The sequence below is a fragment of the Crateriforma spongiae genome (assembly GCF_012290005.1).
GTDB classification, from domain to species: Bacteria; Planctomycetota; Planctomycetia; order Pirellulales; family Pirellulaceae; genus Crateriforma; species Crateriforma spongiae.
On record NZ_JAAXMS010000007.1, the window covers coordinates 366,063 to 391,160 of the forward strand.

Below are 25,098 nucleotides of genomic sequence, written 5' to 3' on the forward strand. Positions count from 1 at the left end.
GGCCGAATTTGGGGCTCAGATTCGCCGCTGAACGAACCGGTTAGTGTAAGGATTTTGGGTCCCGGCCACAACGGCCCCGGAGTGACGTGCAGGCGTCATAAGTTATTGACTGGCATGGCTTTATGTGGTGAATTTGCGGTCGCCCAGTGCGGCAGGGCGCGGTGCCGCCGTCGCCACGGTAGGATTGTGTGGCGACGCCTTGGCGTGTCGGCACGCGCTGCCCCACAAGGGTGCCCTTTTCCATCGATCGGTGCTTCGCCTTCGGGCGGATCGGCGGTCCCGTTTCTCGAGTCTGTCATGTCTGATCCCAACGACGCCATTATCGAGTCCATTCGGCTGTATCGCGAGGCACTTCAAGAGACCCGGACGCTGTTTATCGAAAGCGGCAAGCTGATCCGTGGCTCCTACAGCTGGCTGGGCCAGGGCGACGGGGACGCCGCATCGATTGCCGATCAGATGGATGATCTGCACCAGGGGTTGGTGATGAAGGTGTTTGCCACCGTGGTGCCCGACGCAGGTTTCCAATCGATGCAGCAGCGTCAAATGGGACGCGTGTTGTTGGAACACCTGTGGGGACAAACCGTCATGGGATCCAAGCTGCGCGACGCGGTCGATTGGCTGGTCCAAACGGCGGTTCAGTTCCAGTGGGCCGATCTGGTACGTCCGTTCGCCCAGATCCCTTCGATCCGCGACCGATACGGTGAACTGGAATCGTTGGTCATGCGGATGGCCAAGCTGATTGCCGCGGTCGACGGCGGAATCGATTTGAATGAACAGGATTGCATCGAATCAATCATGCGGCAGATGGAGATCAGCGAAGGTCGAACTTGGCAATCGACCAGCCCGTCCGAACCAGCGGTTGAACCGGAGGTCAATCATCCCGAAGACACCGACGCCGCCCGGGAAGCCATTGATTGGTTGCGTCGTGAAGCCCAACGGTTGCGTGATGGGGCCGGTGCCAGTGCGGGCCGGCCCGCCGAGCCGACACCGATGCCGACCGGTGGACCGGCCGCGGCGTCACCGAAACCGGCGGTCACCGCAAGAACGCCGGCAGTGGATCCCGACGACGATCGGACTCCGGAACAGCGTTTGGACGACGCACGCCAGAAACTGAACCGGCTGGTCGGCCTGGATGGAATCAAGGACCAGATCGAAACGCTGACCAATTTTTTGCGGATGGAAAAGCTGCGGACCGAAGCGGGCTTGCCCACCAGCAAACCCAGTCTGCACATGGCGTTCGTCGGGAACCCCGGCACCGGAAAGACAACCGTGGCGCGGATCGTTGCCGAAATCTATGGTGCCCTTGGCGTCCTGGAAAAAGGTCACTTGGTGGAAACCGATCGCAGCGGTTTGGTCGCGGAATATGCGGGGCAGACGGGACCGAAAACCAACGCCAAGATCGATGAGGCTTTGGACGGCGTTCTGTTTGTCGACGAAGCCTACACCTTGATCGATGAAAGCGGCCAGGATCAGTATGGCCGTGAAGCCGTGCAGACGCTTTTGAAACGCATGGAAGATCAACGCGAGCGACTGGTCGTCATCTTGGCCGGGTATCCGAATGAAATGAACAAGATGATTCGCAGTAATCCCGGGCTAAGTTCGCGGGTCGGGACGACGATGCGATTCGAGGATTATGATCCGGCCGCGTTGTGCCGGATTTTCGAATTGATCGCCAAGAAGTCGAAATACGAATTGACCACCGAGGCACGGCGAAGACTGCTACGTGGCTTCACCTATCTTTATCTGAAACGTGACCGACACTTCGGCAACGGCCGCACGTCGCGCAACAGTTTTGAACGCAGCGTCCGTCGGTTGGCCAATCGCTTGGCGGGGATGACGGAAGTGAATCGCGAACTGCTGACGACGTTGGAAGCGGACGACATCGAAGTGGCCGGCGTCACCCAAGCTCATTTGGCTGCGATGGCGGCCGAGCCGGGCAAAGTCCGTGTGACCTGTACGCTATGTGACGTGGCGATGGTCATTGACGACGCGCTGTTGGGGACCGAGGTGACCTGTGAACACGACCCGCAGGTCCGCTTCACACCGGACTTTGGCGATCCGGTGGTCCAGTTGCCTGAAGCCGCTGCAAGTGAGCAAGATGCGACGAGCGACCCATCCAGCAATGGGAACGCCGCTGATGATGGCGATGCCGCTTGAGGTGAAACCAACGCGTCGGCCGACGATCCAAAAAGAAACCGCCGACCCTTTCGGGGCCGGCGGCTGAAGTGCTTTCTGGCGATTGTCAGCGTTCGCGTTAGAAAGGCGAATCACCGAACGGATTGTCGTCGCCGCCCATGTCGCCGAACGGGTTGTCGTCACCACCGGTGTCGCCAAACGGGTTGGAATCGTCGCTGCCGCCGAACGGGTTGTCGTCGGCAGGGGCGTCGGCCGGCTGTGCCGCGGCCGCATTGCCGTCGGTCTTGAACGGATCTTCGTCCAAGGTGCCTTCCAGCACATCCTTGCTTTCGACCGTGGCGTCGGCCACCGGATCGTCGGCGAACGGGTCGACTTGATCAGCCGGCGGCATGGCGGGTGCGTCAGCGACCGGGGGGGCGGGGGGCGGCGTGGCTGGTGCAGGCGAAGCGGCTTGGATCTCGTTCATCCGCTGATTGGACCGTGCTTGGCCAAGCATCAATTGCTGGACGCGTGCTTCACGGCGAATTTCTTCCAGCTTCAACCGCGCGGATCCTTGAATTCGTGACAAGGAACGGCCGATGTCACCGTTAACTTTACCGCGGGCTTCCAGCTCGGCACCGGCCTGCCAATCGGCCTCCGCCTCGTATTGCCGCCCCATCGCATCGGCCGCAAAACCGCGGAAGTAGTAGGCCCGAGGGTCTTGATAGCCGTGGGTGATTGCCTGGCTGAAGAGTTGATACGCCTGGTCGTACTGATGCGAGTTATAGGCGTGGACGCCCTGGCCGTAGATCGTGTTCAGGACCGAAAGCTGGCCTTGTGCGGGGGCCGTCGTCAGGCAGCAAGCCAGAAGGGCAGCGGCCGCGTAAAACCACTGGAAATGTCGCGTCATTCGGGATCGTCTCCACCCGGAATCGGGCTTCTTAGGGGAGGTCAGAGAAGCTGAATTCAGTCTCCAGCACTCTAGTCGTCCCGACGATCGTCTTCAAACATTTTTGCCGTCTATGACGATCAAATGTTCATTCACACCGGTTCTTCGTTGAATTCTCGCGTTTCGGTGACCGCACCGGGGACGATCTTGGTGACGCTGACCTTGGTGCGACGCAGTTCCTGGATCTCGGTCGCCATTTCGTTGATCAGGTTCGCGATTTCTGCACCGGCCTCTTCACCGATGTGCACCATCAGGGCTTTGCGGGCTCGATAGCTGAGTTCGAAATCTTTCATAGGACGGCGTCTTCGAAGTGGATTCGGGTTGTCTGAAAAGACCCGGAGTGGCCCGATCAGGCTCATGCGGGTGGTCGGCGAGTGCCCCTTGCGGGTTTCCGCCTCACGCTAAGCCATTCTGGCTACCAAGTCTGCAAAGACAACGCTATCGCTAAATTTTCACTCCACGGTGACGCTTTTCGCCAGATTGCGTGGCTTATCAACGTCACAACCCCGCAAAAGCGCAATGTGGTAGGACAATAGTTGGAGGGGGACGATCGACACGATCGGCTGGGTCAGCCCGGGGGCATCGGGGATCGTGATAACGTCATCGGCGATCTTTTGGACCTGCGGATCGTCCTGGCTTGCGATCGCAATGATCGGGCCGCCGCGGGCTTTGACCTCTTCCATGTTGGCCACGACTTTGTCGTAGGTCGTGCCTTTGGGGACGATGAAGACACTGGGCGTGTGTTCGTCGACCAAGGCGATCGGCCCGTGTTTCATCTCGGCCGCCGGATAACCCTCGGCGTGGATGTAACTGATTTCTTTCAGCTTCAACGCGCCTTCCAAGGCGGTCGGGAAATTGTATTGCCGACCGAGGTACAGGAACGTGGACGCCTCGTGGTACTTGGCCGCGATTTCTTTGACGGTGGCATCACAGCGCAACGCTTCGGCGACTGCGTTGGGCAGCATCCGCAATTCTTCGATGATGCGTTGACCGCTTTCAAAGCTCAGGTGACGCATCCGTCCGAAGTACAACGCCAGCATGGCCAAGACACAACACTGTGATGTGTAGGCTTTGGTGCTGGCCACACCGATTTCCGGACCCGCGTGCAAGTAGATGCCGCCGTCGGCCGCTTGGGCGATGCTACTGCCGACGACGTTGTTGATGGCCAGCGTCCGGTGCCCTTTGCGTTTGGTTTCACGGATCGCTGCCAAGGTATCGGCGGTTTCACCGCTTTGGGTGATCCCGAACACCAACGTGTCATTTTCGATCGGCGGGTTGCGGTACCGCAGTTCACTGGCGTATTCAACCGACACGGGAATCCGTGCCAATTCTTCGATCATGTATTCGCCGACCAGCGCGCTGTGCCAACTGGTACCACAGCCGGTCAGAATGATTCGACGGACGGTTCGGATCTGTTGCGGCGTCATGTTCAGACCGCCGAAGACCGCCGTCGCGTTTTCGTCATCCAGGCGACCACGCATCGCGTTGCGCAGCGATTCGGGTTGCTCGTGGATTTCTTTCAGCATGTAGTGCGGGAAACCCGCCAGATCGACATCGTTGCTTTCCACGCTTAGCGGTTGAATGTCGACGCGGATCTTGCCCTGGTCCTTATGCAGGACCGAAAAGCCGTCCTTGGTCAGGACCGCGACTTGGTGATCGGCCAAGTACACGATGCGGTCGGTGCGCCCGGCGATGGGCGATGCGTCACTGGCGACAAAGAATTCACCCCGTCCCACGCCCAGTACCAACGGCGATCCAAAACGTGCCGCGACCATCAAACCGGGACGTTCACGAAACAGAACCGCCAGGCCATAGGTTCCCCGCAGTTGTGCAATCGCCCATTGAACCGCGGTGACGTACTTGGTGTTGGGCTGATCGGGATTGTCGGGCGTGACCTTCAAGCCTTCGGCGATCAAATGCGCGATGACTTCGCTGTCGGTTGCCGATTTGAATGCATACCCTTTGGCGGTCAGCTGATCTTTCAGTTCTTGAAAGTTTTCGATCACACCGTTGTGGACCAAGACCACTTCACCGTCGCCACCGATGTGTGGGTGCGCGTTGGTCTCGGTCGGCGGACCGTGTGTGGCCCAGCGGGTGTGCCCCAGCCCCACAACGCCGGATCGCGGTGTCGGTCCCAGGCGATCGGCAAGGGCTTGGATCCGCCCCACGGCGCGGGTCACATGAATCGATTCACCGCAGTGGATGGCGACACCCGAACTGTCATACCCGCGGTATTCCAACCGACGCAGACCGTCGACCAAAAAAGGTTCGGCATCCGTCGCGCCGACATATCCAACGATCCCACACATGGTTGGTGATATCCCGTGGTGAAAAGAGTGCTTTGGTCCAAGGCGTGCCGCAGCGGTGATCAGGCGGCACGTTTCGATGCGTCGCCACCACCGTTAACTTCTACCCAATCGTTTCCCACGTCGGCAAGCCATAGCGATGCGTCCGAAGCCAGCTTTGCGGTCAGCTTCTTCGCATCTTCACCGGCGTGAAAATTTTGGGAATCCAAAATGACATCACACTGGCCCAGTGAGTGTGCGACCCGCGTTAGCCCCAAGGTCGTCGGCATCGGGAACAGACGCGGCTGAATTCCCAGTCCACGAATCTGGCGGTGAAAGTCTTTCAGCGTCAGATCGCTGCCGCCCATTTCGAACGTGTCGACGCCGCAATAGGTGATCGATTCGGCGGGAATCGTTTGCATCAGCGTCGACAGAACCGCTTCGGCACGCTGGCCATCACCGACGCCGATTTCCAAGACTCGCAGGGTGGCGGGCGTTTCCGCTTTGACCCACTTGCGGAGCTTCTTGCAAAGCACGCTGTGACGGCTTTGAGCCGCGCGAATGGATTTGGTGACCGCCTTGGTTTTCGGTTTTGCCGGTTGCGGTTGTGAAACCGCGACGTCGGTGCGATCGCCGATCGCGCGGGCGTCGGCCCCGCGTTCAGCGGTCGGAGCCGCTTTGGAAGTCACAACCGCTGCTTCCGCCGGCCTGGCGGCCGAGGACGCCGATTCCGGTACATCGGTTTTGCGGAAATAGTTCCAGATCTTCAACAGCGACATCGCCTGATTACTCCACAAATCCCAACGAACAGCAGTTGCAAAGGAAACCGAATGCGGGACGGGCCGACTTGGATCCTGAAACCATGCGGTATGGCAAGTCGGCGGGGTCCGGTTTTGACGGATTCAATCATTGAATCGGACATGCCGGCCGGCGGAGTCGATCGGATCTGGCGAAGGTCCGGTTAGGAAACTTTTGCACGACTGTGCGTCCTACGTTTTCGTGAACAGTCCGCCTTCGGCGCGTCTGCCTATCGCGATAGGTGGGGCACGCCGCCACCGCGCCCAACGCCCCTGCAGATCGCCGTGACGCGAAAATCACAGACTCCTTCCCGCCGATTGCCGCTGGCCCTGCTTCCCACGACCGATGGGATCCGCCAGTGTGAAACCCGGCTGGCGTTTTCGGCCAGCCTGGCGGCGGCGGCCACGGCCGACCTGATTCAAGACGGACTAGGGTCACACGATGTGTCCGACGTTCCATTGCCGATGGATTCGTCAGGCACCCTGTCACCGGCGTCCGATCATTCCCTTTTGGATCAAGCGGCTGACCTTCGTGATACGTACGGTCTGACCGGCGACGGCCAGACCATCGCGGTGATCGACAGCGGCATCGCTTGGGATCACGAAGCGTTTACCTCGCCGGGCCAAGGCGTCGGGATCGGGCCGGGGTATCGAGTTGTCGGCGGATGGGATTTTGCCGAAGACGACGCGGACCCATATGACGATGGGCCTGCCGGGTACCACGGCACTCATGTCGCGGGTTTGTTGGCCGGGCAGAGTTCTGAATTATCAGGGATGGCACCGGAAGCAGATTTGGTGGCCCTGCGCGTCTTCGACGATTCCGGAGCGGGCAGTCTGGAGTGGATCGAATCGGCACTTCGTTGGGTCCACGATTCCCAGAACGATTTCGAGCACCCGATCACGACGGTGAACCTGTCGATCGGCGCTGCGCTGAACGATGCAAATCGCGACTACGCCATTGGCATTCTGGAAGACGAACTGCAGCTATTGCACGATGACGGAATCTTGGTCTTCGCTGCTGCCGGAAACTACTACGCCAACGATGAAATCACGCCGGGGACCACGGACTTGCTGTATCCGGCATCCAGCCCCAACGTGATCGCTGTAACGTCCATCGATGACGGTGGGCAAATCAGTGATTTCGCACAGCGGGAAAGCGGCATCTTAGCGGCACCGGGTGAAGGCCAAGGCAGCGCCGTGCCCGATCACGTCTTCGGTTGGGATGGCACCGTCGACGACTATGCCGCACTAAGCGGGACCAGCATGGCGACGCCCCAAGTTGCGGCAGCGACGGTTCTGATTCGCGAAGCCATGATCGCATCCGGTCTGGAACCGACGGCCGATGATGTCCTGCAGCGATTACGAGATCATGCATCGGAGCATCAAGACGCCGAAACAGGGTTGACCTATTACTCGATCGATTTGCAGTCGGCGCTAGACGGTCTGCAACCTTCTGGCGGTTCACACCAAGGCGATGATGGTGGCGAAGGTGAAACAGCGGTATCGGCTAGCCAAGTCACGACGGATCATCAGTCACAGCAATTCTCGTTGGACTTGCGCGACGGGATGTCATTGAATGTCCGAAACCACGACGGATCGGAGCAGGCGTACTTGCTGACCGATCAAGACGGCCAGATCTTTTTAGATGCCGCAGGCGGTTCGGACCGATTGGAAATTCTGGGATCCGTCGGTAGCGAGCGATTGCGGTTATCGGCGGACCCGAATTCCGATGTGGAAAGCCGGTTGATCGCCGGCGGCGTCGAAATCGTTTTACGCGGTTTTGAAGACGTCCAGTTCGAGGGAGGCGGCGGATCGGATCGTGCGACCCTGTACGATTCCAGCGGTGATGATTTGCTGGAATCGCGCAGCGGCGACGCGGTGTTGTCCGGCGTGGGGTTTCGTTTTGATGTGCGCGACGTCGTTCGCACCTACGTGCACGCGACCGCCGGCGGAAACGATGCCGCGTATCTGTACGATTCTGATGGCGATGACACACTGGTGGTGCAGCCTGGATTCACCAGTTTGCGTGGAACCGATTCGTCGGGCGCTAGCCTGTTTCAGTCGGCGTACGGTTTTGAATCGGTTTCGGCCTACGCAACGGCGGGCGGTCATGACACCGCGGAACTGTACGACAGTGTTGGCGACGATGTCCTGTCAATTTCACCCACACGCAGCATGGTCAGCAGCGGTGGTTACCAGGTCAGCGCACGTTATTTTGAAAACGTCACGGCGGAATCCGCCAGCGGCGGCACCGACATTGCCAAGATCTATTCCAACGAATCAGAAAGTCAGTGGCATGTTGCCGCGGGACTGACGCAATGGACGTCCGTCGACGGTGCGACACGGATCGCACGCGGATTCGACCGTGTGGATGCGTTCGAAAATTTTCAACCGGTGTCGTTGCCGCTGGGCTTCACGCCTCAAGCGGCACCAGTCCCATTGGATGTCAGCGATCAAGACGATGAACGCTTTGAAGATGCCACCCGCCGCGTCTTTGAACAGCTGGGCTTTTGAAATCAGGGCAACGCGTGGTGATCGCCCGTCTGCTTTCACAGTGGCCTGGTCAATCTGCGACCTGACCAATCTGTGACCTAAATGATCGCCAGCTTAGACCGGGGCATAGGTCTCCGACGGTCTCCAGTCGACCAGTTGAACTTCGACGTTTCGATAGCCACGGAATTCATTGATCACCGGGCGAAAGGCGACTTCGATTGGACCTTCGCAAGCGTTAAGCTCGTCGCACCAATCACCACAGCCGAACGCGACACCGCGGATGGTGCGTTCCCCCTGTCGCAGCGTCACCGTCAAGTGTCGATCGCCGCCACCCATTCGTCGTGCGGGCTGGTCCAAGCGGATGTCGCGAGCCATCAAGATCGGACGTGGATTGCCGGCACCGAACGGCGCCATCATGTCGATGTGCTTCATCGTTTCCAGCGTCAACTGCGTCAGCGGGGCTTCGGCGTCGATCACGATCTCCGGTGTAACATCGCGTTCGGACCATTGCCGGGCGACCGCTTCACAAAAGTCGCCGCGAAAGGCATCGATTTGACGTTCTTCGATGGTGATGCCCGCCGCCGCTTGGTGGCCGCCGAAACGCACCAATCGTTCGCTGCAATTGGACAACGCTTCATGCAAATCGATATTGGTGCCGCCCACGCGCCCGCTGCCGACCGCTTCCCCGCGACCGGCGGAATCCATGGAAATCACAATCACGGGTTTGGCGTACTTGTCGCTCAGGCGACCGGCGACAATCCCGATGACGCCTTGATGCCATCCCACGCCGTTCAGCACCAATGCCGCATCATTTTCGCCATCAAACTGGTCGGCGATCTGCTTGTTCGCCGCCAGATAAACGCTTCGCTGTAACGATTCCCTTGTGCCGTTCAATTGGTCCAGATACTCGGCCAGTGCGGCGATGCGATCGGGATCCGTTGCGGTCATCAATTCCACGGCCAACTGTGCTTGTCCTAACCGTCCCGCCGCGTTCAACCGAGGTGCCAGGGTGTAGGACACATTTTCGGTCGTCATCGTGCTGCCGCGGTCCAATCCATTGCGGCGAATGATTTCTGCCAAGCCCGGACGCGGGCGATTCTTCAGGACTTTCAATCCGTGTTCGACCAGGATCCGGTTCTCGTCCAACAGCGGCACAACATCCGCGATCGTTCCGATGGCTGCCAATCCCAGCGAATCCATCAGAAAGTTTTTCATCCGGTCGCTGACTTTCTTGGCACCGCAGTGAGCCTGGCAGAGTGACCATGCCAATTTGAAGGCAACGCCGGCCCCGCACAATTCACCAAAGGGATATGCGGTGCCAGGCAATCGAGGATGGACGATCGCATCGGCATCGGGCAATTGGTCGTCCATCTGGTGGTGATCAGTGATCACCAAGCCGACACCAAGTTCCTTGCACAATTCGGCGCAAGTGACGCTGGTCACGCCGCAATCGACGGAGACGATCAGTCGCTTTCCGCGATCGGCAAGTTTCCGAATCGCATCGGCGTTCAACCCATAGCCGTCTTCCAGGCGGTTGGGGATGTGATAGCTGACGCGGGCCCCGATCAGATTCAGACAGTTGACCAAGATGGCGGTTCCGGTCATTCCGTCGGCGTCATAGTCACCGTAAACGACGATGGGTTCATCATTTTTGACCGACCGCATGATCCGCTCGGTCGCTTCGGCGATCCCGGGCAGCCCGTCAGGATCGCGCAGCCCGGAAAGCCGCGTGTCCAAGAATTGCTTGGCCGCGTCTCCATCGTAGATGCCGCGGCTGACCATCAATTGGGCCACCACGGCGGGCAGTCGGGCAGAATTTGCGAGTCGTTGTACGCGTGCGGAATCGTGCGGGACCACACGCCAAGCTCGTTTCATCCTTGATCACTCCGACCGCCAAGATTCCAAACGCACCGTGACAAGCGTTCGCCATCGATGCGTAAGGATGCTGAACTATTTCTTCTTTTCGACGTGCCAGGTGTGCTTGCGCAGCGAAGCGTTGTACTTCTTCAAACGCAGCTTTTCGCCACCGGGCTTACGCTTCAGCGAATAGTTGTACTGGCCGGTTTCTTCGCAGACCAGAAAAATGGTCTCTGCTTTCTTCTTGCTCTTCGCCATAGGACGGGAAAATCGGGGGAATGGGATGGGGGAAGCCGATCCGGCAAGACCGCGAATAGTGCGTGGGCCGAATCAATGGATCGATCATTGGCCGCCTTGCCGGCAGCAGATCAAAGCGGCACAGTATGCCTGACACGGTGGTGGTTCAGCAAGCCGAAATGTTTCCCGGGCCTCTGTGGTCAGTCTCTTCGCACCGGCCGTTGGGCGTCCAATCGCTGATTTTGCCACCCAAGGACAACCGCCCGAAAGTCAGGGGCCGCTGGAATTGGCGGCGGCGTCATGGATTGCGAAGAAGAATTGTCCGCTTATCACGAGGCCGGGCATGCGGTCGTCGCCCACGCTTTGGGGGGTGAAATCGAGTCCGTCCAGCTGGGCGGCGAAGCGGATTCGTGGTTACCCGAACGGTTCGGCGATTGTCGTATCAACTGGGGCCCGGTCGATCCGAACGCGGATTTCCAGCGGCAACGCGAGATTGTTGCTTTGTTGGCCGGACCGGCCGCCGAAATGATTTACTCCGGTGGTGATGTTGATCCGTCCATGTTCGGACCCTGGGCGGCCGATTGGATGATGGCCCGGTCGATGGCCGTTGCCCTGACCGGGGACCCGCAGCGGGCACAGGCGATTTTGGTTCAGTCGCTGCAACAACTCGATCGAATCCTACGTCGCGACGATTGCTGGGCTGCTTTGGCAGAAATCGCCGATCAGCTTTTAACGCACGAGTTCGTCGATGGCGAAACTGTGCAACAGATCGTGGGGTTCTGGGGGCGATACGGTGGTTGACCATCGGGCTTCGACCGGGGCACCGGTGAACCGGGCGGCCGCCGAGAAAAGCCTGTGAATCAATGTTCGATCAGTTCACGTTTGGTTTCATCACCCATGGTTTCATCGCCCAGTTCGTTCCCGTTGTTTTCGTCCGGCTGTGATACGGATGAATCGCGTAGCTCCCAGACATCGGTGGGGGCTTCGGTCGCGGCCAAGATCTGTTGAGCCGCTCTTTTGCCGCTTTCAATGCAACTGGGCACGCCGACGCCGCCGTACGCACTGCCCGCGACGGTCAGTGTCGAAAAGGCAGCCAGGCGGTCGCGAATCTTTTGCACCCGCTGGTTGTGCCCGACGTGGTACTGCGGCATCGCGTGAACTTGGCGTTTGATGTGTCGCATCAACGGATCACCGCTGATACGCAGCGTCTTGCAAAGTTCCCAGTGTGCCAATTCCATCAGTTCCGAATCGGGCATCCGCAACAGGCCGCTTTGGCATGCGCCGCCGATAAACACCCGCATCAACACGCTGTCCTCGGGCGCCCGGCCTGGATATTTCAGGCTGGAAAAACTGCAAGACAAAATGAAGTGATCTTCGGCAATCGGAACGACAAACCCATACGAGTTCAACGGTTCGCCGACTTGGTCCAGCTTGTACGCAAGTGAGACCACCGCACAGCTGGCATACGGGATCTCCGCAATCTCATCCGCGGCATCGACATCAACCTTTGACAACAGTTGTGATGCCGGTCCCGCGGGTGCGGCGACAATGACCGAATCAAACTGTTCCCAAGGTTGTTTACCAGCATCGACTTGAAGCGACCAATGCATCCCGTCGCGAACGATGTCTGTCACGGGACTGTTCAAACGCAAGGTGCCCTCGGGAAGACTGGACACCAAGGCGTCGACCAACCGACTCATGCCGCCGTTCAGCGTCATGAACATGCTGTAGCGTGCACCACGAGAGTTGGCGGTGGCTTTCGGTCTGGCTTTGCGCTCACGCAGCATGCCACGAATCAGGCTGCCGTACTGTTTTTCCATTTCCATGAAACGCGGCATCGTTGCTGCGACGCTTAGCCGATTGGGGTCCGCGGTATAGATTCCGCCGACCAGTGGTTGCACCAAGCGATCAAACATCTCTCGACCGAAACGTCGGCACACGAAAGCCTGCAGGGACTCGTCTTCGACGTCTCGCCGACGCGGCAGAAAGTATTCAACGCCGCTGCGAAGTTTTCCCCAGGGGCTAAGAATCTTGGATGCCAGGATCGGCCAGATTCGTGACGGTGCCATCACGGTGAAACCCGCGGGAATCGGTTCCAGCTTTCCGCGACGCATCACCATCGCGCCTTCGCGTCCGGGTGTCGTGCCGACCAATTGATCGCCCAGGCCCAGTTGATGACAAAGCTTGACCGCAACCGGCGAAGTGGTGATGAAGTTGTCCGCGGCGCCTTCGATCAAGAATCCATCTTGCCGAACGGTTTGGATGACACCGCCGGCACGATCACCCGATTCAAACACGGTGACTTTGACGTTGTTGCCGTTGGTAACCAATTCGTGGGCTGCGGCCAGGCCAGTCATGCCACCGCCGATGACGGCGATGCGTTTGGGAGCTTTGGATTGCGTCATGGATTCAATCCTGTGATTCGTCGTCGGATCGGCGAACCGACGATGGGAAATAACAACAGTCGGGATCTTCGGCGAACATGTTGCCCGTCACGCCATAGGCGCGGGCACGCGAACCGCCACAAATCTTGTTGAATTCACAGCAGCCGCATTTGCCTTCCAAGTAGGAGGCGTCGCGAAGCTTTTGAAAGACCGGTGAATTCTGGTAAACGTCGACGACGCTTTGCCGGGGGAACACACCACAGGTCACCGGCAGAAAGCCGGTCGGATGAACGACACCGATGTGGCTGACGAACATCACGCCTTTTCCGTCGTTGATTCCCGCCGGCATGAACGGACGCGTCGTTTCGTCATCCAATTTGCCTTCGCGGCGACGTTTCGCGGCATGCTTCTGAATGATGAAGCGGCGGTAATGCATCGCTTCGGTGGTTTTGATGCGATAAGGCTGTTTCAGTGACTGCTGATACAGTCGTTCAAAAGCTGCTTCGCATTGATCGGCGTTCAGACGATCACTTTCGGCGGCGCGTCCCACCGGGATCAAGAAAAACACCGACCACATGTCCGTGCGAACCGTGGCAAACTGGTCTGCCATGGTTTCGATCTGGTCCACATTGGCAGGCGTCAGGGTGGTGTTGATTTGGGTGCTGACACCAAGGTCGGCGGCGGTGGCAAGCATTCGCATGCTGTGTTCATAACTTCCCGAAACGCCTCGGTTGGCGTCATGCGTCGCCGCGTCCGCGCCGTCAATGCTGATCGCCATCCGTGAAATCCCGGCATCTCGCAATCGTCCAATCGCTTCCGCGGTGACCAGCGGTGTCGGGCTGGGGGTGATCGAAACCTCCAAACCGCTTTCGACGGCATAACGAATCAGTTCAAAAAGGTCGGCGCGTTTCAGCGGATCGCCACCGGTCAAGATCAACATCGGTGGCTGGGGGAATTGGGCCAACTGGTCGATCAGAAGTTTTGATTCCGCCGTCGTCAATTCGCCAGGATCGCTTTTGGGCTGCGCGCAAGCACGGCAGTGTTGGCAAACCAAATCGCAGGCCCGCGTGACTTCATAGAAACACAGCATCGGGCTGTGATCGAACGACGCTCGTGTTCGTTGGTGCAGAGGATTCGAACTGGGGCGAAAGGGCGCGATCATGACGGATCCTAAGGATGTGGCCCGGCGCGATGGAAATCAAATGCTGAGACCAACAATCCTATCGAAGAATCCTGCAGCATAGGCAGATTCAAAGTTGTGTTTTTCGTGCGTCACATTGTCACGCGATCACGGGAAATTCCTGATAAGTCATTCAAGATGAAAATGAACAGGCATCGCAGAAGCGAACGCATGCACCGCCGATTCAGTCGATGCGATTCAATTCCACTGAGTGAACGTCAATGATTCCCGGTCCCTGCGGCTCCGATGCAAACAGCCGCAACGTTGTGCGACCTTGGGTTAGATTCAACGTCCCCAGCGAAAGGGCGCGGAAATCCTTGACAAAGTAGTGCGACTCTTTGACGCGTTCCTTGGGCTTCGCATAAAGCGGCGGGTCGAAAGCGACGGACACCAAAACGGACGTGCTGGCATCGTTTGCAGCGGCGCCGATGCGCACCCCGACGTTCGACGGAGCGCAGGTGTAGTGGACGACCGCTTCGTATAGGCCCGTTTGGCCGATATCGATGGGCCAATCAATGTGATCCGATGCATCGACCCAATTGACGAAGAATGAATTGTTCGGCGCTTTGGAACTGCGACGAATCAATCCGTGTGGCGTTCCATCCCGCGCGGGCAGTCGCGTCTTTGCGCGATAGCCGACAGTGAAGGGGCGATCCGTATTGGCGTCGAATGCCTGTCGCATGGATTCGCCGAATTCCGCAGCTTGCTTCTTCAGTCTGGTGGTCAAATCGGGGTGTCGTGATGCCACGTCGGTCGTCTGACCCAAATCTTGCCGCAAGTCGAATAAATGCCCCTTCGCATCCAATCGAAAACGGTCGGTGCGCGCACTGATTTGGTTGCCTCGAATGGAGAAGATTGTTCGCTCCGGCCATGCGCCTTGTGATCGCCGAAACAGTGGCAGCAAGTTTTTTCCGTCGATCGGTTTCGGCGGTTGCCAGTCGATCCCGGCAAATTCGGCCAGCGTTGGCATCAGGTCCAACGCCGCTGTTAGGTGTTCGATTCGCTGTCCGCCATCGATCTGGCCCGGCCAACGAATGAAACAGGGGCTGCGCACGCCACCTTCATCGATCGATCCCTTCTTGCCCTTCATGCCACCATTGAAGCGATACGAATTGGGCCCGTTATCGCAAAAGAACACGACGATGGTTTGTTCGCTCAGGTGCAAGCCTTCGATCTCCGATAGCAGTCGCCCGACGTTCCAATCGATGTTCTCGCACATCGCCAGTGCCGCCCGCGTCATCGCCAAGTCTTCACGCTGTGGATCGCGATGTCGTGGATCGATCGCGGCATCTTCAAACTTGTCGTAGAACCGGTCGTCGACCATCATCGGCGAATGCGGCGTATTGAACGGCAAATAGCAGAAAAACTTCTGCTCACGATGCTTGCGGATGAACTCAATCGCGTGGTCGGTAAAATCGTCCGCGACGTAACCGTTGCCGCGCACCATCGTGCCGTTGTGTTCCAGTGGGGGACTGAAATAGTGTCCCCAGTGGCCGGAAGTGAAACCGTAAAACTCGTCAAAGCCTTGGTCGTTGGGATGATAGGGAGGCTGCGTGCCGTTATGCCACTTGCCAAAGATTCCCGTGGCGTAACCCGCATCTTGGAAGAGTTCGCCGATCGTGAATTCGTCTGGATTCAGACGCTCTTGGCCTGTGCTTACGCCGCTGACACCGGTTCGTGGGTAATAGCGACCGGTCAAGAACTCGGCACGTGTGGGGGCACAGACCGAACAGACCAAAAACTGTTCCAGCGTGACGCCGTCGCGAGCTAACGAATCGATGTGGGGTGTGCTTAGATTGCGATTTCCATGAACGCTTAGGTCCCCCCAACCCTGGTCGTCTGTCAAAATCACCACGACGTTGGGACGCGCGCCGGCATCAGCCAGGCATGGTGGCGTTGATAAAACCAACAACGCGGCAAAAAACGCGAATTTGGAATGAGCGAAGCTTCGAAAGAGCAACGGAAGTCGCGATTCGAAGAATAGTTTGCCCTGAACGGGATGGCATCGATGCATGGCGTTCCCGACGCAATGGTGACTGATTTCGTTGATGTGAATCACACAGTTTAGCCATGCCACCGACGGTCAGTGCGGACGCGTTGATCGGGGGTAACGGCGCATGCGGTCGCCGCCTGAAGGCCAGCTAGGCACAAAAAAAGCGTCCTTGGCAAGAACCAAGGACGCGATGCTGTTTCAGCAGATACGTTTCGATGGCATTCAATTTAGACTGAATTCAATCGAACGACTGTTTCATCACTTAGCGGAGCTTGAAAACGTAGGCGTAATCGCAGGGACGTTTTTCAGGCAACGTGATCTTCAGCCCTTCCTGGGTGCGGTCGTATTCCAAGGGGCTTTCGGATCCCAGCAATTCAATCGATTCGATTTGTCCGGGCCAGTGTTCCGATCCCGCAGCCAAAGTGCGGATGTTGATTTGACCGGATTCCGGCCAATCCATGATCGTCGCATAGATCACGTCGCCCTTTTTGGTGAAGCGAACGTCTTCGGCGGTGAACGGCTTGTCTTTGGATTCCGAAACGTGACCGGTGGAAACTGTCGTCGGGCCTTCGCCGAAGGTGGACCAGAATTCGGTGCCGTAGATCGATTCGCCGTTGATCTTCAGCCATCCGCCGATCGCTTTCAGGATTGCTTGATCTTCCTCGGGAATGGTGCCGTCGGGACGCGGACCGACGTTCAGCAGCAGGCAACCATTTTTGGAAACGATGTCCACCAAGTCGTCGACCAAGCGATCCGGCGTCTTGTATTTCTGGTTCTGGGTGTAGCCCCACGAACTGGCGCTGACCGCCGTGTCGGTTTGCCAGAACGGTTCACGAATACCGGCCATCTTGGAGCGTTCTTTGTCCAAAACCGCAGCCGATTCGGGAAACGCTTGGAACTTGTAGTTGATGATTCCCAAGCTGTCGTCGTCGCCGGACGTCTTGTTGTAGTAGTACGCGGCAAAACGTTTCAGGTGATCGGCAAAGGGATTGGAGTCGTAAGATTCGATAACGCGAGGAGCGATTCCAAAGTCGAACCACATCACTTCCGGCTGGTACTTGTCGACCAGTTCGCAGGTGCGTGCCAACCAATCATCTTTGAATTGGTCGTCGTGCGGTTCAAAGTTCTCTTGATACTTGTCGGCACCGGGCTTGAACAAGAAAGGCATCGGGCGACCGTACAAACCTGCGAATTCGGGGTTTGCGTTGTCGTAATCTTCGCTGCGGACGTAGTACTGCCAGTTGAAAGCGCGGTGGCTGCTGAGCCCAAAGTGCAGGCCTTCGGCACGGACGGCATCGGCCAGTTCGGCGATCACGTCACGGTGCGGTCCCATTTCCGAAGCGTCCCATTTGGTGAACGCACAGTCGTACATGGGGAATCCGTCGTGGTGTTCGGCGACGGGGATCACATAGCGTGCACCGGTATCCTTAAAAAGCTTGGCCCATGCGGCGGCGTCAAACTTTTCGGCTTTGAATTCTGGGATGAAATCCTTGTAACCAAAAGTCTTTTGTGGTCCATAGGTTTCACGGTGATGTTCGAAAAAGTTGTCACCGCGGCGTTTCGTATCGATGTACATCTGACGCGGGTACCATTCACTGCCGAAGGCCGGCACGCTGTAGGCACCCCAGTGGATAAAGATCCCGAACTTTGCGTCTTTGTACCACTGTGGGATTTTGTAGGTGGATAGCGAGTCCCATTCGGGCTGGAATGGACCGTCCTTTGCAGCCTGGTCGATTTTTTCAACAGCCGGGGCGACGGCGGGATGCGGCGCTAATTCGGGGTGCGTGGTCGCGTCCTGGCCCCAAACTGGCGACGCGAGCGTGCCGAGCAAAACGGCGGCACCGAAAAGGGTTTTATTCATGACAAAGTTCTCTTGTCGTTCTGGATAGGGGGAAACAGGTTAGGCGGATGTGCTGGTGGGACGCTGGGTCATCGACATTGCAAATCCATAGATGGCAATGACGACAAAACAGATCAGCGGCAGAACAAAGGAAACACGGACGGATTCCAGTTCCATTCCGGCAAAGTTGAACGCGTTCATGTCGATGATTTGGCCTTGGAAACGCGGCATCAATGCACCGCCGACGATGGCAAAGATCAGGCCGGCCGACGCCAGTTTGCCGTCTTCCGGATTCAGGCCATCCAGTGCCAATCCATAGATCGTTGGGAACATCAGTGACATGCAGGCGCTGACGCCGACCAGGCAATAGATCCCCGCATAGCCTTGAACAAAAATGGCTCCCGCGGTCAGCAGCATCCCGCCGATCGCCAGGATGCCCAACAGCAATCCCGGGCGGAGATATTTCAGGATGAAGGTGCAGATGAACCGGCTGGTCAAAAAGATGATCATCGCGGCGATGTTGTGGCGTTGGGCTTCGGCCGCCGTCATCCCCAATAGTGTCATTCCATAGTGAATGATGAACGTCCAACACATGATTTGTGCGCCGACGTAGAACGCTTGAGCAAACACCCCGCCCAGATAGCGGAACGTCGCCAGTTTCAATGTCAGTTTGCCCAGTGATATCTGTTCATGTTCGCGTCCGGTGTCCGGCATTTTCGAAATTGCGAAAACCAATAGGACGGCGATCACGACCACGCCGATCACCACATAGGGGACACGCACAACGCCCAAGTCGTGCGCTTGCATGGCTTGGTGTTCGGTCGGGTTTGCAACGCTGTAGTCTTCCAGTGCCTGGGTGACCAAACCGTCGACTTCGCTGGGAAGCATTTCCTGATAAGCCGGGTTTGCGTCGACTTGCTGCTGGCGAAAATCGGCGACTTGCAAGTTGGGCAGGATGAATTGGCTGGCAACAATCATCCCCGTCAATGAACCGATGGGATTAAACGCTTGGGCCAGGTTCAGACGTCGTGTGGCCGTTTCCGGTGGCCCCATCGAAAGAATGTAAGGGTTGGCGGTGGTTTCCAAAAAGGCCAAGCCGAACGTCAACACGTACAGTGCGACCAGGAACAAACCGAATTGCATGTTCATGCTGGCGGGAATGAACAACAGGGCGCCGATCGCATACAGCCCTAGGCCCAGTAGGATCCCCGTCTTGAACGAAAACCGACGGATGACCAACGCGGCCGGGATCGCCATCGTTGCATAACCGCCATAAAAAGCCGTTTGCACCAACGAGCTTTGAGCGTTGCTGATCAGAAAGATCTCTTTGAACGCTTTGACCAGCGGATTGGTTACATCGTTGGCGAAGCCCCACAGGGCAAACAATGACGTGACCAAAATGAATGGAAACAAGAACTTCGATGGGACGACCGTCGCTTCACTTTCGGCGGTCGCTGGGGATGGGACGGGTGAGTCGACCGGGACGGTGGAATCGGCCATCTGTCATAAGCCTTAGGTGGGAGAAGCCTTATCGGGGAAAGAAGTCGCGGAAAGCTTCGATTGTCTTGACCGCGGCGGTATCCGAATCGGGCAGCGGGAATGCTTCGGCCGAAAGATAGCCGTCAAATCGGATGTCCTGGAGCGCCCGGGTGATCGGCGCAAAATCCATGTGTCCCAAACCGACGGCCTGTCGGTTGGAATCCACAAAGTGAATGTGTCCGATGTCGTTGCCGCCATCGCGGATCGCCTGGGCAATGTCGGCCTCTTCGATGTTCATATGGAACAAATCGGCCAGCAGTTTGACGTTGTCCGTGTCCAGGGTTCGCAAGAAACCGCAGGCGTCGGCCACGGTGGTCAGCAAATTGGTCTCGTAGCGGTTCAGCGGTTCATAGATCAGCGGCACGTCATGTTCCGCAGCGATCGGGGCCAAACGATTGATTGATTCGGCAAGCAATCCCAAAGCCGCGTCACGATCCAGGTCGCCGCCCCAGCGTCCCTGCATCGATCCAATGATCGCGGGCGCCGACAATCGACCACCAAAATGAATGATGGATTCGACGAATTGGCATGCCTTTTCGCGACGATCTTTGTCGGGGTCGGTCAGGCTTAGCCCGTGTTTGACCATGCCCGCGCCGGTGCCCACCGCGGCAACCTTCAGCTCATGCTGCTGCAGCGTCGGCAGAAGTTTGTCCACGTCGACCGCATCGGCCGAAGGGGCGAAGATTTCGATGGCATCAAAGCCCAGGCGTGCTGCTTCGCTGCAGGCATCGTCCAGTCCGTTCCAATAGACAAAAGGGCCGCCCTTGGCTTCTTCGACCAAGCTGACGGTGATGGCTGACTTGATCATTTTCAAACCTCGATAACCGCTTTGATGACTCCGGTTTCCGGTCGCGTCCACGATTCGAACACATCTGGGACTTCGTTGAATGACGCGTGGTGCGTGATCCACGGTTGGGTGTCGATGATACCGGCATCAATTAGGCGAATGATGCGTGGGAAGTCCGGCGACAACGCGTTGCGGCTGGCCATCAAGTTCAGTTCGCGGCGATGGAAAAACGCCGCGTGGGGAAAGTCCAGGTTCTGTTGCGTGATTCCCACGTAAACAACCCGACCGGCAAAGGCGGCGAATTCCATGCTGCGGACCATCGACCCGTTGTGACCGGTGGCATCGATCACCACGTCGGCAAATTGGCCGTCGGTCAAGTCGCGGATCGCTTCGATATCCGAATCGTCGCCTTTGATTTGGACGGTGTCTTGCACCCCCATACGCTGGCGAACGAACTCCAGACGTGATTCCACCAAGTCGGCGATGATAACGCGTGCGCCCGTCAGCTTTGCGAACTCCAAAGCCGACAAGCCGATCGGACCGGCACCCAAGATCAAGATGTTTTCTTTGCCCTGCAGTTTGCTGCGGTCCACCGCGTGACAGCCGATGGCCAATGTTTCCACCAATGCGGCTTGGTCCATGGTGAGGTTGCCTGAAGGGTGCAGCTTTCGCGCCGGCAGCGTCATCTGTTCGGCCAAGCCGCCATCGCACATGACGCCCAATGTTTGATGATGTTCACAACAGTTGGTGAACCCACGGCGACACGAATAGCACTGTTGGCAATTGATGTACGGTTCAACCGCACAGAACTGGCCGACCGAGACGTTCTTGACGCCTTCACCGACGGCCACGACTTCCACGCCCAATTCGTGCCCGGGGATGCGTGGGTAGGAAAAGAACGGGAACTTACCCAGGTAGCCACCCAGGTCCGTTCCGCAAACGCCCACGCGATGAATTTTGACAACGGCTTCGCCGGGACCGGGTTTGCCGGGAGCCTGAATATCAACGATTTCCCAACGTTTGGGTTCGCTTAACTGCAGTGCTTTCATAAGGATTGATTCGTCTTGGTGGGTCAATTGTTTTCGGGAAGGCCGGACGGATGACCGACGTTCTTGACGTCTGCGAAGATCTGTTGGACTTCCGCCAACAGGGCTTCGTCCATCGGTTGATCGATCCACTGAGCCCACTTTTCAATGTTCTTGGGATTCGCGCTGCCGGCGATCGTGGTCGACATGTCGGGGTTGGCGCAAGAGAACTGCAGTGCCAATTGCGCAATGTCCACACCGTGTTTCTCACAGCACATCGCAGCTTTGCTGGCTGCCGCACGCACCTCGGGTGTTTCCAAGCACCATGGCGGCAACGGCGCGTTGGTCAGAAGGCGTGCCTGGAAAGGCCCAGCGTTCATCGCACCGATGCCCTTTTCTTTCAGCATGGGAACGGTTTCATCGGCAAACCGAGTGTTTTGTAGCGTGTATTGGTTGTACGACAGCACGCAATCCAAGTCGGCTTTGGCGGCGATCTCGTGAAAGATCTTTTGCGGATAACCACTGATGCCGACATAACGAATTTTTCCGGCCTGTTGTGCTTCACGCAGGGCGGGCAGTGTTTCGGCAACGATTTGGTCCAGGTCGACAAATTCGATGTCGTGACACAGCATGATGTCGACGTGGTCCAATCCCATCCGGTGCAACGAAACGTCAACGCTTTCGGCGACCCGTTTGGCAGAAAAGTCAAACTTGTCGCGATCGTAGCGTCCCAGCTTGGTGCACATCACATAGTCGTCACGCGGCACATCACGCAGAGCAACGCCCAGCAGGACTTCGCTCATCCCACGACCGTAGTAGGCCGACGTGTCGATCAAATTGATGCCCAAGTCCAAAGCGACGCGAACGCTGCGAAGGGCTTCGTCCAATTGGATGCTGCGGAATTCTTGCCCCAGCGATGAGGCGCCAAATCCGATGACGGGTAATTCCAGGTCCGTGCCCAGAAGCTTGCGTTTTTGCATTGCGGAAGATGGGGTGCGAATGAATGGGGGCGATGGAAGGAGCCGGCAGTAACCGCGGCGTTGCGAAGTGGACCTGCCGTTGTCAGCAGGCCGCCTGAATCGGTCACAACAGCCGCGGCCGAGCGATGCAGCCGGCGATCAAGTGCGGACGCCGGCGAAGCCGGTCGTCGGTTAGGTTAGCCGACGAAAAGGGGCTTCAGGTGACGGTCATAAATATTTTTGGTCACCTGGGTTCCGACAATTTCTTTGTTGGCTTTCAGCATGTCGGTGTACCGTTGGCCCGCTTTGGCAGCGACCTTGAACGACACGTGCAGCAACTGTCGAACGCTGGGGTTAAAGCTGGGACAGCTTTGGTCGTGACGAATCACGTTGGCCATTTCGCTACCCGACCATCCGGCGACGGTGTCCGCACCGGGCAACTGGCTGCGATCGATGTCGATGACGCTGGCATAGGGTGCACAGAATTCATCGACATGGTCGTAGGCCGTCTGATAGATCTCCTTGGCCAATGCCAGTCCGTCGCCTTCGGCTTCGGCCAGTCCGATGATTTCTTCCAGCCAGGTCGTGCCGGCGGTCTTCAGGTGGACACCGGCGCCGGTTCGATTCATCGCTTGGCGGATGATCGGATACAGGCTGAATTTGTCGCTGCCGCTGTGCACGCTAAGCTTCAGGTTTTCTGGCAAGCCATAGGCTTTGACCGCGTGCGCGATGACGGCCAAGTCGTCGTTGAATTCCTTTTCGAACTGCGTCAGGTCGCCGACGTAATCGACACCCTTGTTGAAACGACCTGTGAACTTCGGTGCAATCGTTTGTAACGGAACGTTTTGGTCGGCCAAGGCAACCAAGATGATCAACAGTTCCGGTGGAGTTTGCGGGGCATCGGTCTCGTCCATGCTGACCTCGGCGATGACCTGGTCGGCGCCTTTCTTGTCAGCGATGTATCGATAGATTTCCGCTGCTTCGGCGCAGGCGGACAAGTATTGCTTGCCGACACGCCGCACATCATCGGTGGTGATCGTCAGCGGTTCGGACAGGCCGTCCAGTTCCAAGGTGCCGACCAGTTCACCGTGCTTGGCAACAAACGTGTCCAGGTCTGCGTCCGAGGGGGCTTTGCCGATCGAGTCGGCCACGTCGATGGTGAAAAAATCGCTGCACGGCAGAAACGGATCCACCGTTTTTAACCCGATGTGGTCCGCATCGACGTGCCAGTCATGCGACCATCCGCGGCTTTCGATCGCGGCCTTTGCCGCGGCCATGACGCTGGGTGGCTCGGATCCGACGAAGGTGTGCTCGCGGTTGGATTTGTTCCAGACCGGCGAAACGATGACGTCTTGAGCGGCTAGTTTTTCAAACGCGGCCAGTTGGGCTTCGGCTTCATGGGCGAAACGGTCGCCGACACCAAACGAGTATTTGGCAAGTGTTTTCATCGAAGATTTTATGGATGGTCGTGGGGAATAGAGATGGGCGGGGATCGCAAATGCGATGCGTCCGTGCCGATCCAAGCGGCGGGCCGGTGCGACAGGACTGACAGAATACTGTCTGGACGATCGGCACGGGGGCACCACCGATTCGGAGACCTGATCTGCCGTGCGGCGATCGGCGTGGGGCAGGCACGGGACGCGGGGATGACCCAAAAGTGTGAGCCGCCCTGTCGGCAAATGCCATGGCCGGTCTTGACCTGGGCATGACGATTCTTAACCTGTTTGGTATGGCCGACCCGTCTTCCGCATCGATCAACGAACCGGCCTTTGTGTCCCAACAGGTCGCCGAGGCACGGCGGTATTACTTGGACCTGAAACCGTCGCCCTATGAGTCGTTGGTGGTCGTCTGCGGTGGCCGCGAACGTATGCGCACGGATTATATCGTCGCCCGAAAAGACTTTCCCTATTACGCGATCGAAATGGTGGCCGAGGGCGAGGGACAGTTGACGCTGGAAAACGTTCACCATCCGCTGCGTGCAGGCTCGGTGTTCGCCTACGGCCCCAAGACGTCGCACCGCATCGAAAACTGTGGTGCGGTGGGAATGAAGAAGTACTACGTCGATTTTTGTGGGCGACGTGCCAAGCAGTTGGTCGATCAAACGGGGCTGATGTCGGGAAAACCGTTGCAGGTCACGGCACTGCACGAACTGGTCGACCTGTTCGACATGTTGGATCACGACGGCCGAGATGACGGCGCGATGAGCCAGCAAATCTGTACTTCGATTTTGCAGTTGTTGATGTTGAAGATTCAGCGGCTGGCGGTCGGGCCCGGTGCCAACGTGCCCCGCTGTTATGACACGTATCAAACGGTGCGTCGGCACATCGAAGACAACTTCATGCGGCTGGAAAGCGTGGCCCAAGTCGCCCAGGAATGCGGAATCACACCGATCTATCTGTCGCGACTATTTTCACGCTTCGGTGGCGGTGGTGCCTATCAATTTTTGATACGCAAGAAGATGAACTACGCCGCCGAATTGCTGCTGGAAGAATCCATGCTGGTCAAAGAGGTGGCGGAGCGTTTGGGGTTCGCCGACGCTTTTCAGTTTTCGCGTGCTTTTAAACGCGTCTACGGTGTGCCCCCGAAGCAATTGATTCGGCAGCACACCGGACGTGCCGAGCCGGCGGAATAGACGCCGGCTGTGGCGATGTTGCTGGG

Annotated in this window: 19 protein-coding genes; 4 read left to right on the forward strand and 15 right to left on the reverse strand. The window is 57.8% G+C overall.

Annotated features, from left to right (window positions below):
* Positions 1-297: 297 nt before the first annotated feature.
* Positions 298-2,157, forward strand: a complete 1,860-nt coding sequence (locus tag HFP54_RS19665; RefSeq protein ID WP_168566473.1) for an AAA family ATPase — start codon at positions 298-300, stop codon at positions 2,155-2,157.
* 97 nt (positions 2,158-2,254) lie between these two features.
* Here the strand turns inward: HFP54_RS19665 and HFP54_RS19670 are convergent, their stop codons facing one another.
* The 4 genes from HFP54_RS19670 to HFP54_RS19685 all read right to left on the reverse strand — a co-directional run bounded on the left by HFP54_RS19670 (position 2,255) and on the right by HFP54_RS19685 (position 6,128).
* Positions 2,255-3,025 (reverse strand): tetratricopeptide repeat protein, encoded by a 771-nt coding sequence (locus HFP54_RS19670; RefSeq protein ID WP_206036301.1) that lies wholly within the window; start codon positions 3,023-3,025, stop codon positions 2,255-2,257.
* 131 nt (positions 3,026-3,156) lie between these two features.
* Positions 3,157-3,357 carry a hypothetical protein gene (locus HFP54_RS19675; RefSeq protein ID WP_145293708.1) on the reverse strand — a complete coding sequence of 67 codons (201 nt, stop codon included), beginning with the start codon at positions 3,355-3,357 and terminating at the stop codon, positions 3,157-3,159.
* A gap of 159 nt (positions 3,358-3,516) precedes the next feature.
* The gene (gene glmS, locus HFP54_RS19680) at positions 3,517-5,373 is read right to left on the reverse strand and encodes a glutamine--fructose-6-phosphate transaminase (isomerizing) (RefSeq protein WP_168566474.1); all 1,857 of its coding nucleotides are present in this window, start codon (positions 5,371-5,373) and stop codon (positions 3,517-3,519) included.
* A gap of 59 nt (positions 5,374-5,432) precedes the next feature.
* Positions 5,433-6,128: a hypothetical protein gene (locus HFP54_RS19685; RefSeq protein ID WP_168566475.1), complete on the reverse strand. Its 696-nt coding sequence runs from the start codon at positions 6,126-6,128 to the stop codon at positions 5,433-5,435.
* Positions 6,129-6,431: 303 nt separating this feature from the next.
* Between HFP54_RS19685 and HFP54_RS19690 the strand changes: the two genes are divergently transcribed.
* Positions 6,432-8,660 (forward strand): S8 family serine peptidase, encoded by a 2,229-nt coding sequence (locus HFP54_RS19690; protein ID WP_168566476.1) that lies wholly within the window; start codon positions 6,432-6,434, stop codon positions 8,658-8,660.
* Between the two features lie 93 nt (positions 8,661-8,753).
* Here HFP54_RS19690 and recJ read toward each other — a convergent pair whose 3' ends face one another.
* Positions 8,754-10,514: a single-stranded-DNA-specific exonuclease RecJ gene (gene recJ / locus HFP54_RS19695; RefSeq protein WP_168566477.1), complete on the reverse strand. Its 1,761-nt coding sequence runs from the start codon at positions 10,512-10,514 to the stop codon at positions 8,754-8,756.
* A 75-nt stretch (positions 10,515-10,589) separates the two neighbouring features.
* Positions 10,590-10,754, reverse strand: coding sequence for a 50S ribosomal protein L33 (gene rpmG / locus HFP54_RS19700; RefSeq protein ID WP_145293718.1), 165 nt, complete (start codon positions 10,752-10,754; stop codon positions 10,590-10,592).
* A 279-nt stretch (positions 10,755-11,033) separates the two neighbouring features.
* Here rpmG and HFP54_RS19705 point away from each other — a divergent pair, with 279 nt between their 5' ends.
* Positions 11,034-11,534 (forward strand): cell division protein FtsH, encoded by a 501-nt coding sequence (locus HFP54_RS19705; RefSeq protein WP_168566478.1) that lies wholly within the window; start codon positions 11,034-11,036, stop codon positions 11,532-11,534.
* A gap of 59 nt (positions 11,535-11,593) precedes the next feature.
* On the opposite strand, the gene hemG is transcribed toward HFP54_RS19705, so the two are convergent.
* The 9 genes from hemG to HFP54_RS19750 form a co-directional block, all read right to left on the reverse strand.
* Positions 11,594-13,138, reverse strand: coding sequence for a protoporphyrinogen oxidase (gene hemG / locus HFP54_RS19710; protein ID WP_168566479.1), 1,545 nt, complete (start codon positions 13,136-13,138; stop codon positions 11,594-11,596).
* A gap of 4 nt (positions 13,139-13,142) precedes the next feature.
* Complete coding sequence (locus HFP54_RS19715) at positions 13,143-14,279, reverse strand: TIGR04053 family radical SAM/SPASM domain-containing protein (protein ID WP_168566480.1); 1,137 nt, start codon at positions 14,277-14,279, stop codon at positions 13,143-13,145.
* 202 nt (positions 14,280-14,481) lie between these two features.
* Positions 14,482-16,257, reverse strand: coding sequence for an arylsulfatase (locus HFP54_RS19720; protein WP_168566481.1), 1,776 nt, complete (start codon positions 16,255-16,257; stop codon positions 14,482-14,484).
* Positions 16,258-16,552: 295 nt separating this feature from the next.
* Positions 16,553-18,151, reverse strand: a complete 1,599-nt coding sequence (locus HFP54_RS19725; protein ID WP_168566482.1) for an alpha-L-fucosidase — start codon at positions 18,149-18,151, stop codon at positions 16,553-16,555.
* A gap of 39 nt (positions 18,152-18,190) precedes the next feature.
* A complete protein-coding gene (gene fucP / locus HFP54_RS19730) occupies positions 18,191-19,630 on the reverse strand; it encodes an L-fucose:H+ symporter permease (protein WP_168566483.1) in 1,440 nt (479 codons plus the stop codon).
* Positions 19,631-19,658: 28 nt separating this feature from the next.
* Positions 19,659-20,477: a sugar phosphate isomerase/epimerase family protein gene (locus HFP54_RS19735; protein WP_146415685.1), complete on the reverse strand. Its 819-nt coding sequence runs from the start codon at positions 20,475-20,477 to the stop codon at positions 19,659-19,661.
* Between the two features lie 2 nt (positions 20,478-20,479).
* Positions 20,480-21,505 (reverse strand): zinc-binding alcohol dehydrogenase family protein, encoded by a 1,026-nt coding sequence (locus tag HFP54_RS19740; RefSeq protein ID WP_146415684.1) that lies wholly within the window; start codon positions 21,503-21,505, stop codon positions 20,480-20,482.
* A 23-nt stretch (positions 21,506-21,528) separates the two neighbouring features.
* Positions 21,529-22,461 (reverse strand): aldo/keto reductase, encoded by a 933-nt coding sequence (locus HFP54_RS19745; RefSeq protein WP_168566484.1) that lies wholly within the window; start codon positions 22,459-22,461, stop codon positions 21,529-21,531.
* 176 nt (positions 22,462-22,637) lie between these two features.
* Positions 22,638-23,888: a tagaturonate epimerase family protein gene (locus HFP54_RS19750; RefSeq protein WP_168566485.1), complete on the reverse strand. Its 1,251-nt coding sequence runs from the start codon at positions 23,886-23,888 to the stop codon at positions 22,638-22,640.
* A 236-nt stretch (positions 23,889-24,124) separates the two neighbouring features.
* On the opposite strand from HFP54_RS19750, the gene HFP54_RS19755 reads away from it, so the two are divergent.
* Positions 24,125-25,072 carry a helix-turn-helix transcriptional regulator gene (locus tag HFP54_RS19755; protein ID WP_235952065.1) on the forward strand — a complete coding sequence of 316 codons (948 nt, stop codon included), beginning with the start codon at positions 24,125-24,127 and terminating at the stop codon, positions 25,070-25,072.
* Positions 25,073-25,098: the final 26 nt, after the last annotated feature.

Bases quoted from the DNA above. Each gene is read 5' to 3' on its own strand.
- HFP54_RS19665 (WP_168566473.1), top strand. From the start codon at position 298: ATGTCTGATCCCAACGACGCCATTATCGAGTCCATTCGGCTGTATCGC.
- HFP54_RS19670 (WP_206036301.1), bottom strand. From the start codon at position 3,025: ATGACGCGACATTTCCAGTGGTTTTACGCGGCCGCTGCCCTTCTGGCT.
- HFP54_RS19675 (WP_145293708.1), bottom strand. From the start codon at position 3,357: ATGAAAGATTTCGAACTCAGCTATCGAGCCCGCAAAGCCCTGATGGTG.
- glmS (WP_168566474.1), bottom strand. From the start codon at position 5,373: ATGTGTGGGATCGTTGGATATGTCGGCGCGACGGATGCCGAACCTTTT.
- HFP54_RS19685 (WP_168566475.1), bottom strand. From the start codon at position 6,128: ATGTCGCTGTTGAAGATCTGGAACTATTTCCGCAAAACCGATGTACCG.
- recJ (WP_168566477.1), bottom strand. From the start codon at position 10,514: ATGAAACGAGCTTGGCGTGTGGTCCCGCACGATTCCGCACGCGTACAA.
- rpmG (WP_145293718.1), bottom strand. From the start codon at position 10,754: ATGGCGAAGAGCAAGAAGAAAGCAGAGACCATTTTTCTGGTCTGCGAA.
- HFP54_RS19705 (WP_168566478.1), top strand. From the start codon at position 11,034: ATGGATTGCGAAGAAGAATTGTCCGCTTATCACGAGGCCGGGCATGCG.
- hemG (WP_168566479.1), bottom strand. From the start codon at position 13,138: ATGACGCAATCCAAAGCTCCCAAACGCATCGCCGTCATCGGCGGTGGC.
- HFP54_RS19715 (WP_168566480.1), bottom strand. From the start codon at position 14,279: ATGATCGCGCCCTTTCGCCCCAGTTCGAATCCTCTGCACCAACGAACA.
- HFP54_RS19725 (WP_168566482.1), bottom strand. From the start codon at position 18,151: ATGAATAAAACCCTTTTCGGTGCCGCCGTTTTGCTCGGCACGCTCGCG.
- fucP (WP_168566483.1), bottom strand. From the start codon at position 19,630: ATGGCCGATTCCACCGTCCCGGTCGACTCACCCGTCCCATCCCCAGCG.
- HFP54_RS19735 (WP_146415685.1), bottom strand. From the start codon at position 20,477: ATGATCAAGTCAGCCATCACCGTCAGCTTGGTCGAAGAAGCCAAGGGC.
- HFP54_RS19740 (WP_146415684.1), bottom strand. From the start codon at position 21,505: ATGAAAGCACTGCAGTTAAGCGAACCCAAACGTTGGGAAATCGTTGAT.
- HFP54_RS19745 (WP_168566484.1), bottom strand. From the start codon at position 22,461: ATGCAAAAACGCAAGCTTCTGGGCACGGACCTGGAATTACCCGTCATC.
- HFP54_RS19750 (WP_168566485.1), bottom strand. From the start codon at position 23,888: ATGAAAACACTTGCCAAATACTCGTTTGGTGTCGGCGACCGTTTCGCC.
- HFP54_RS19755 (WP_235952065.1), top strand. From the start codon at position 24,125: ATGGCCGGTCTTGACCTGGGCATGACGATTCTTAACCTGTTTGGTATG.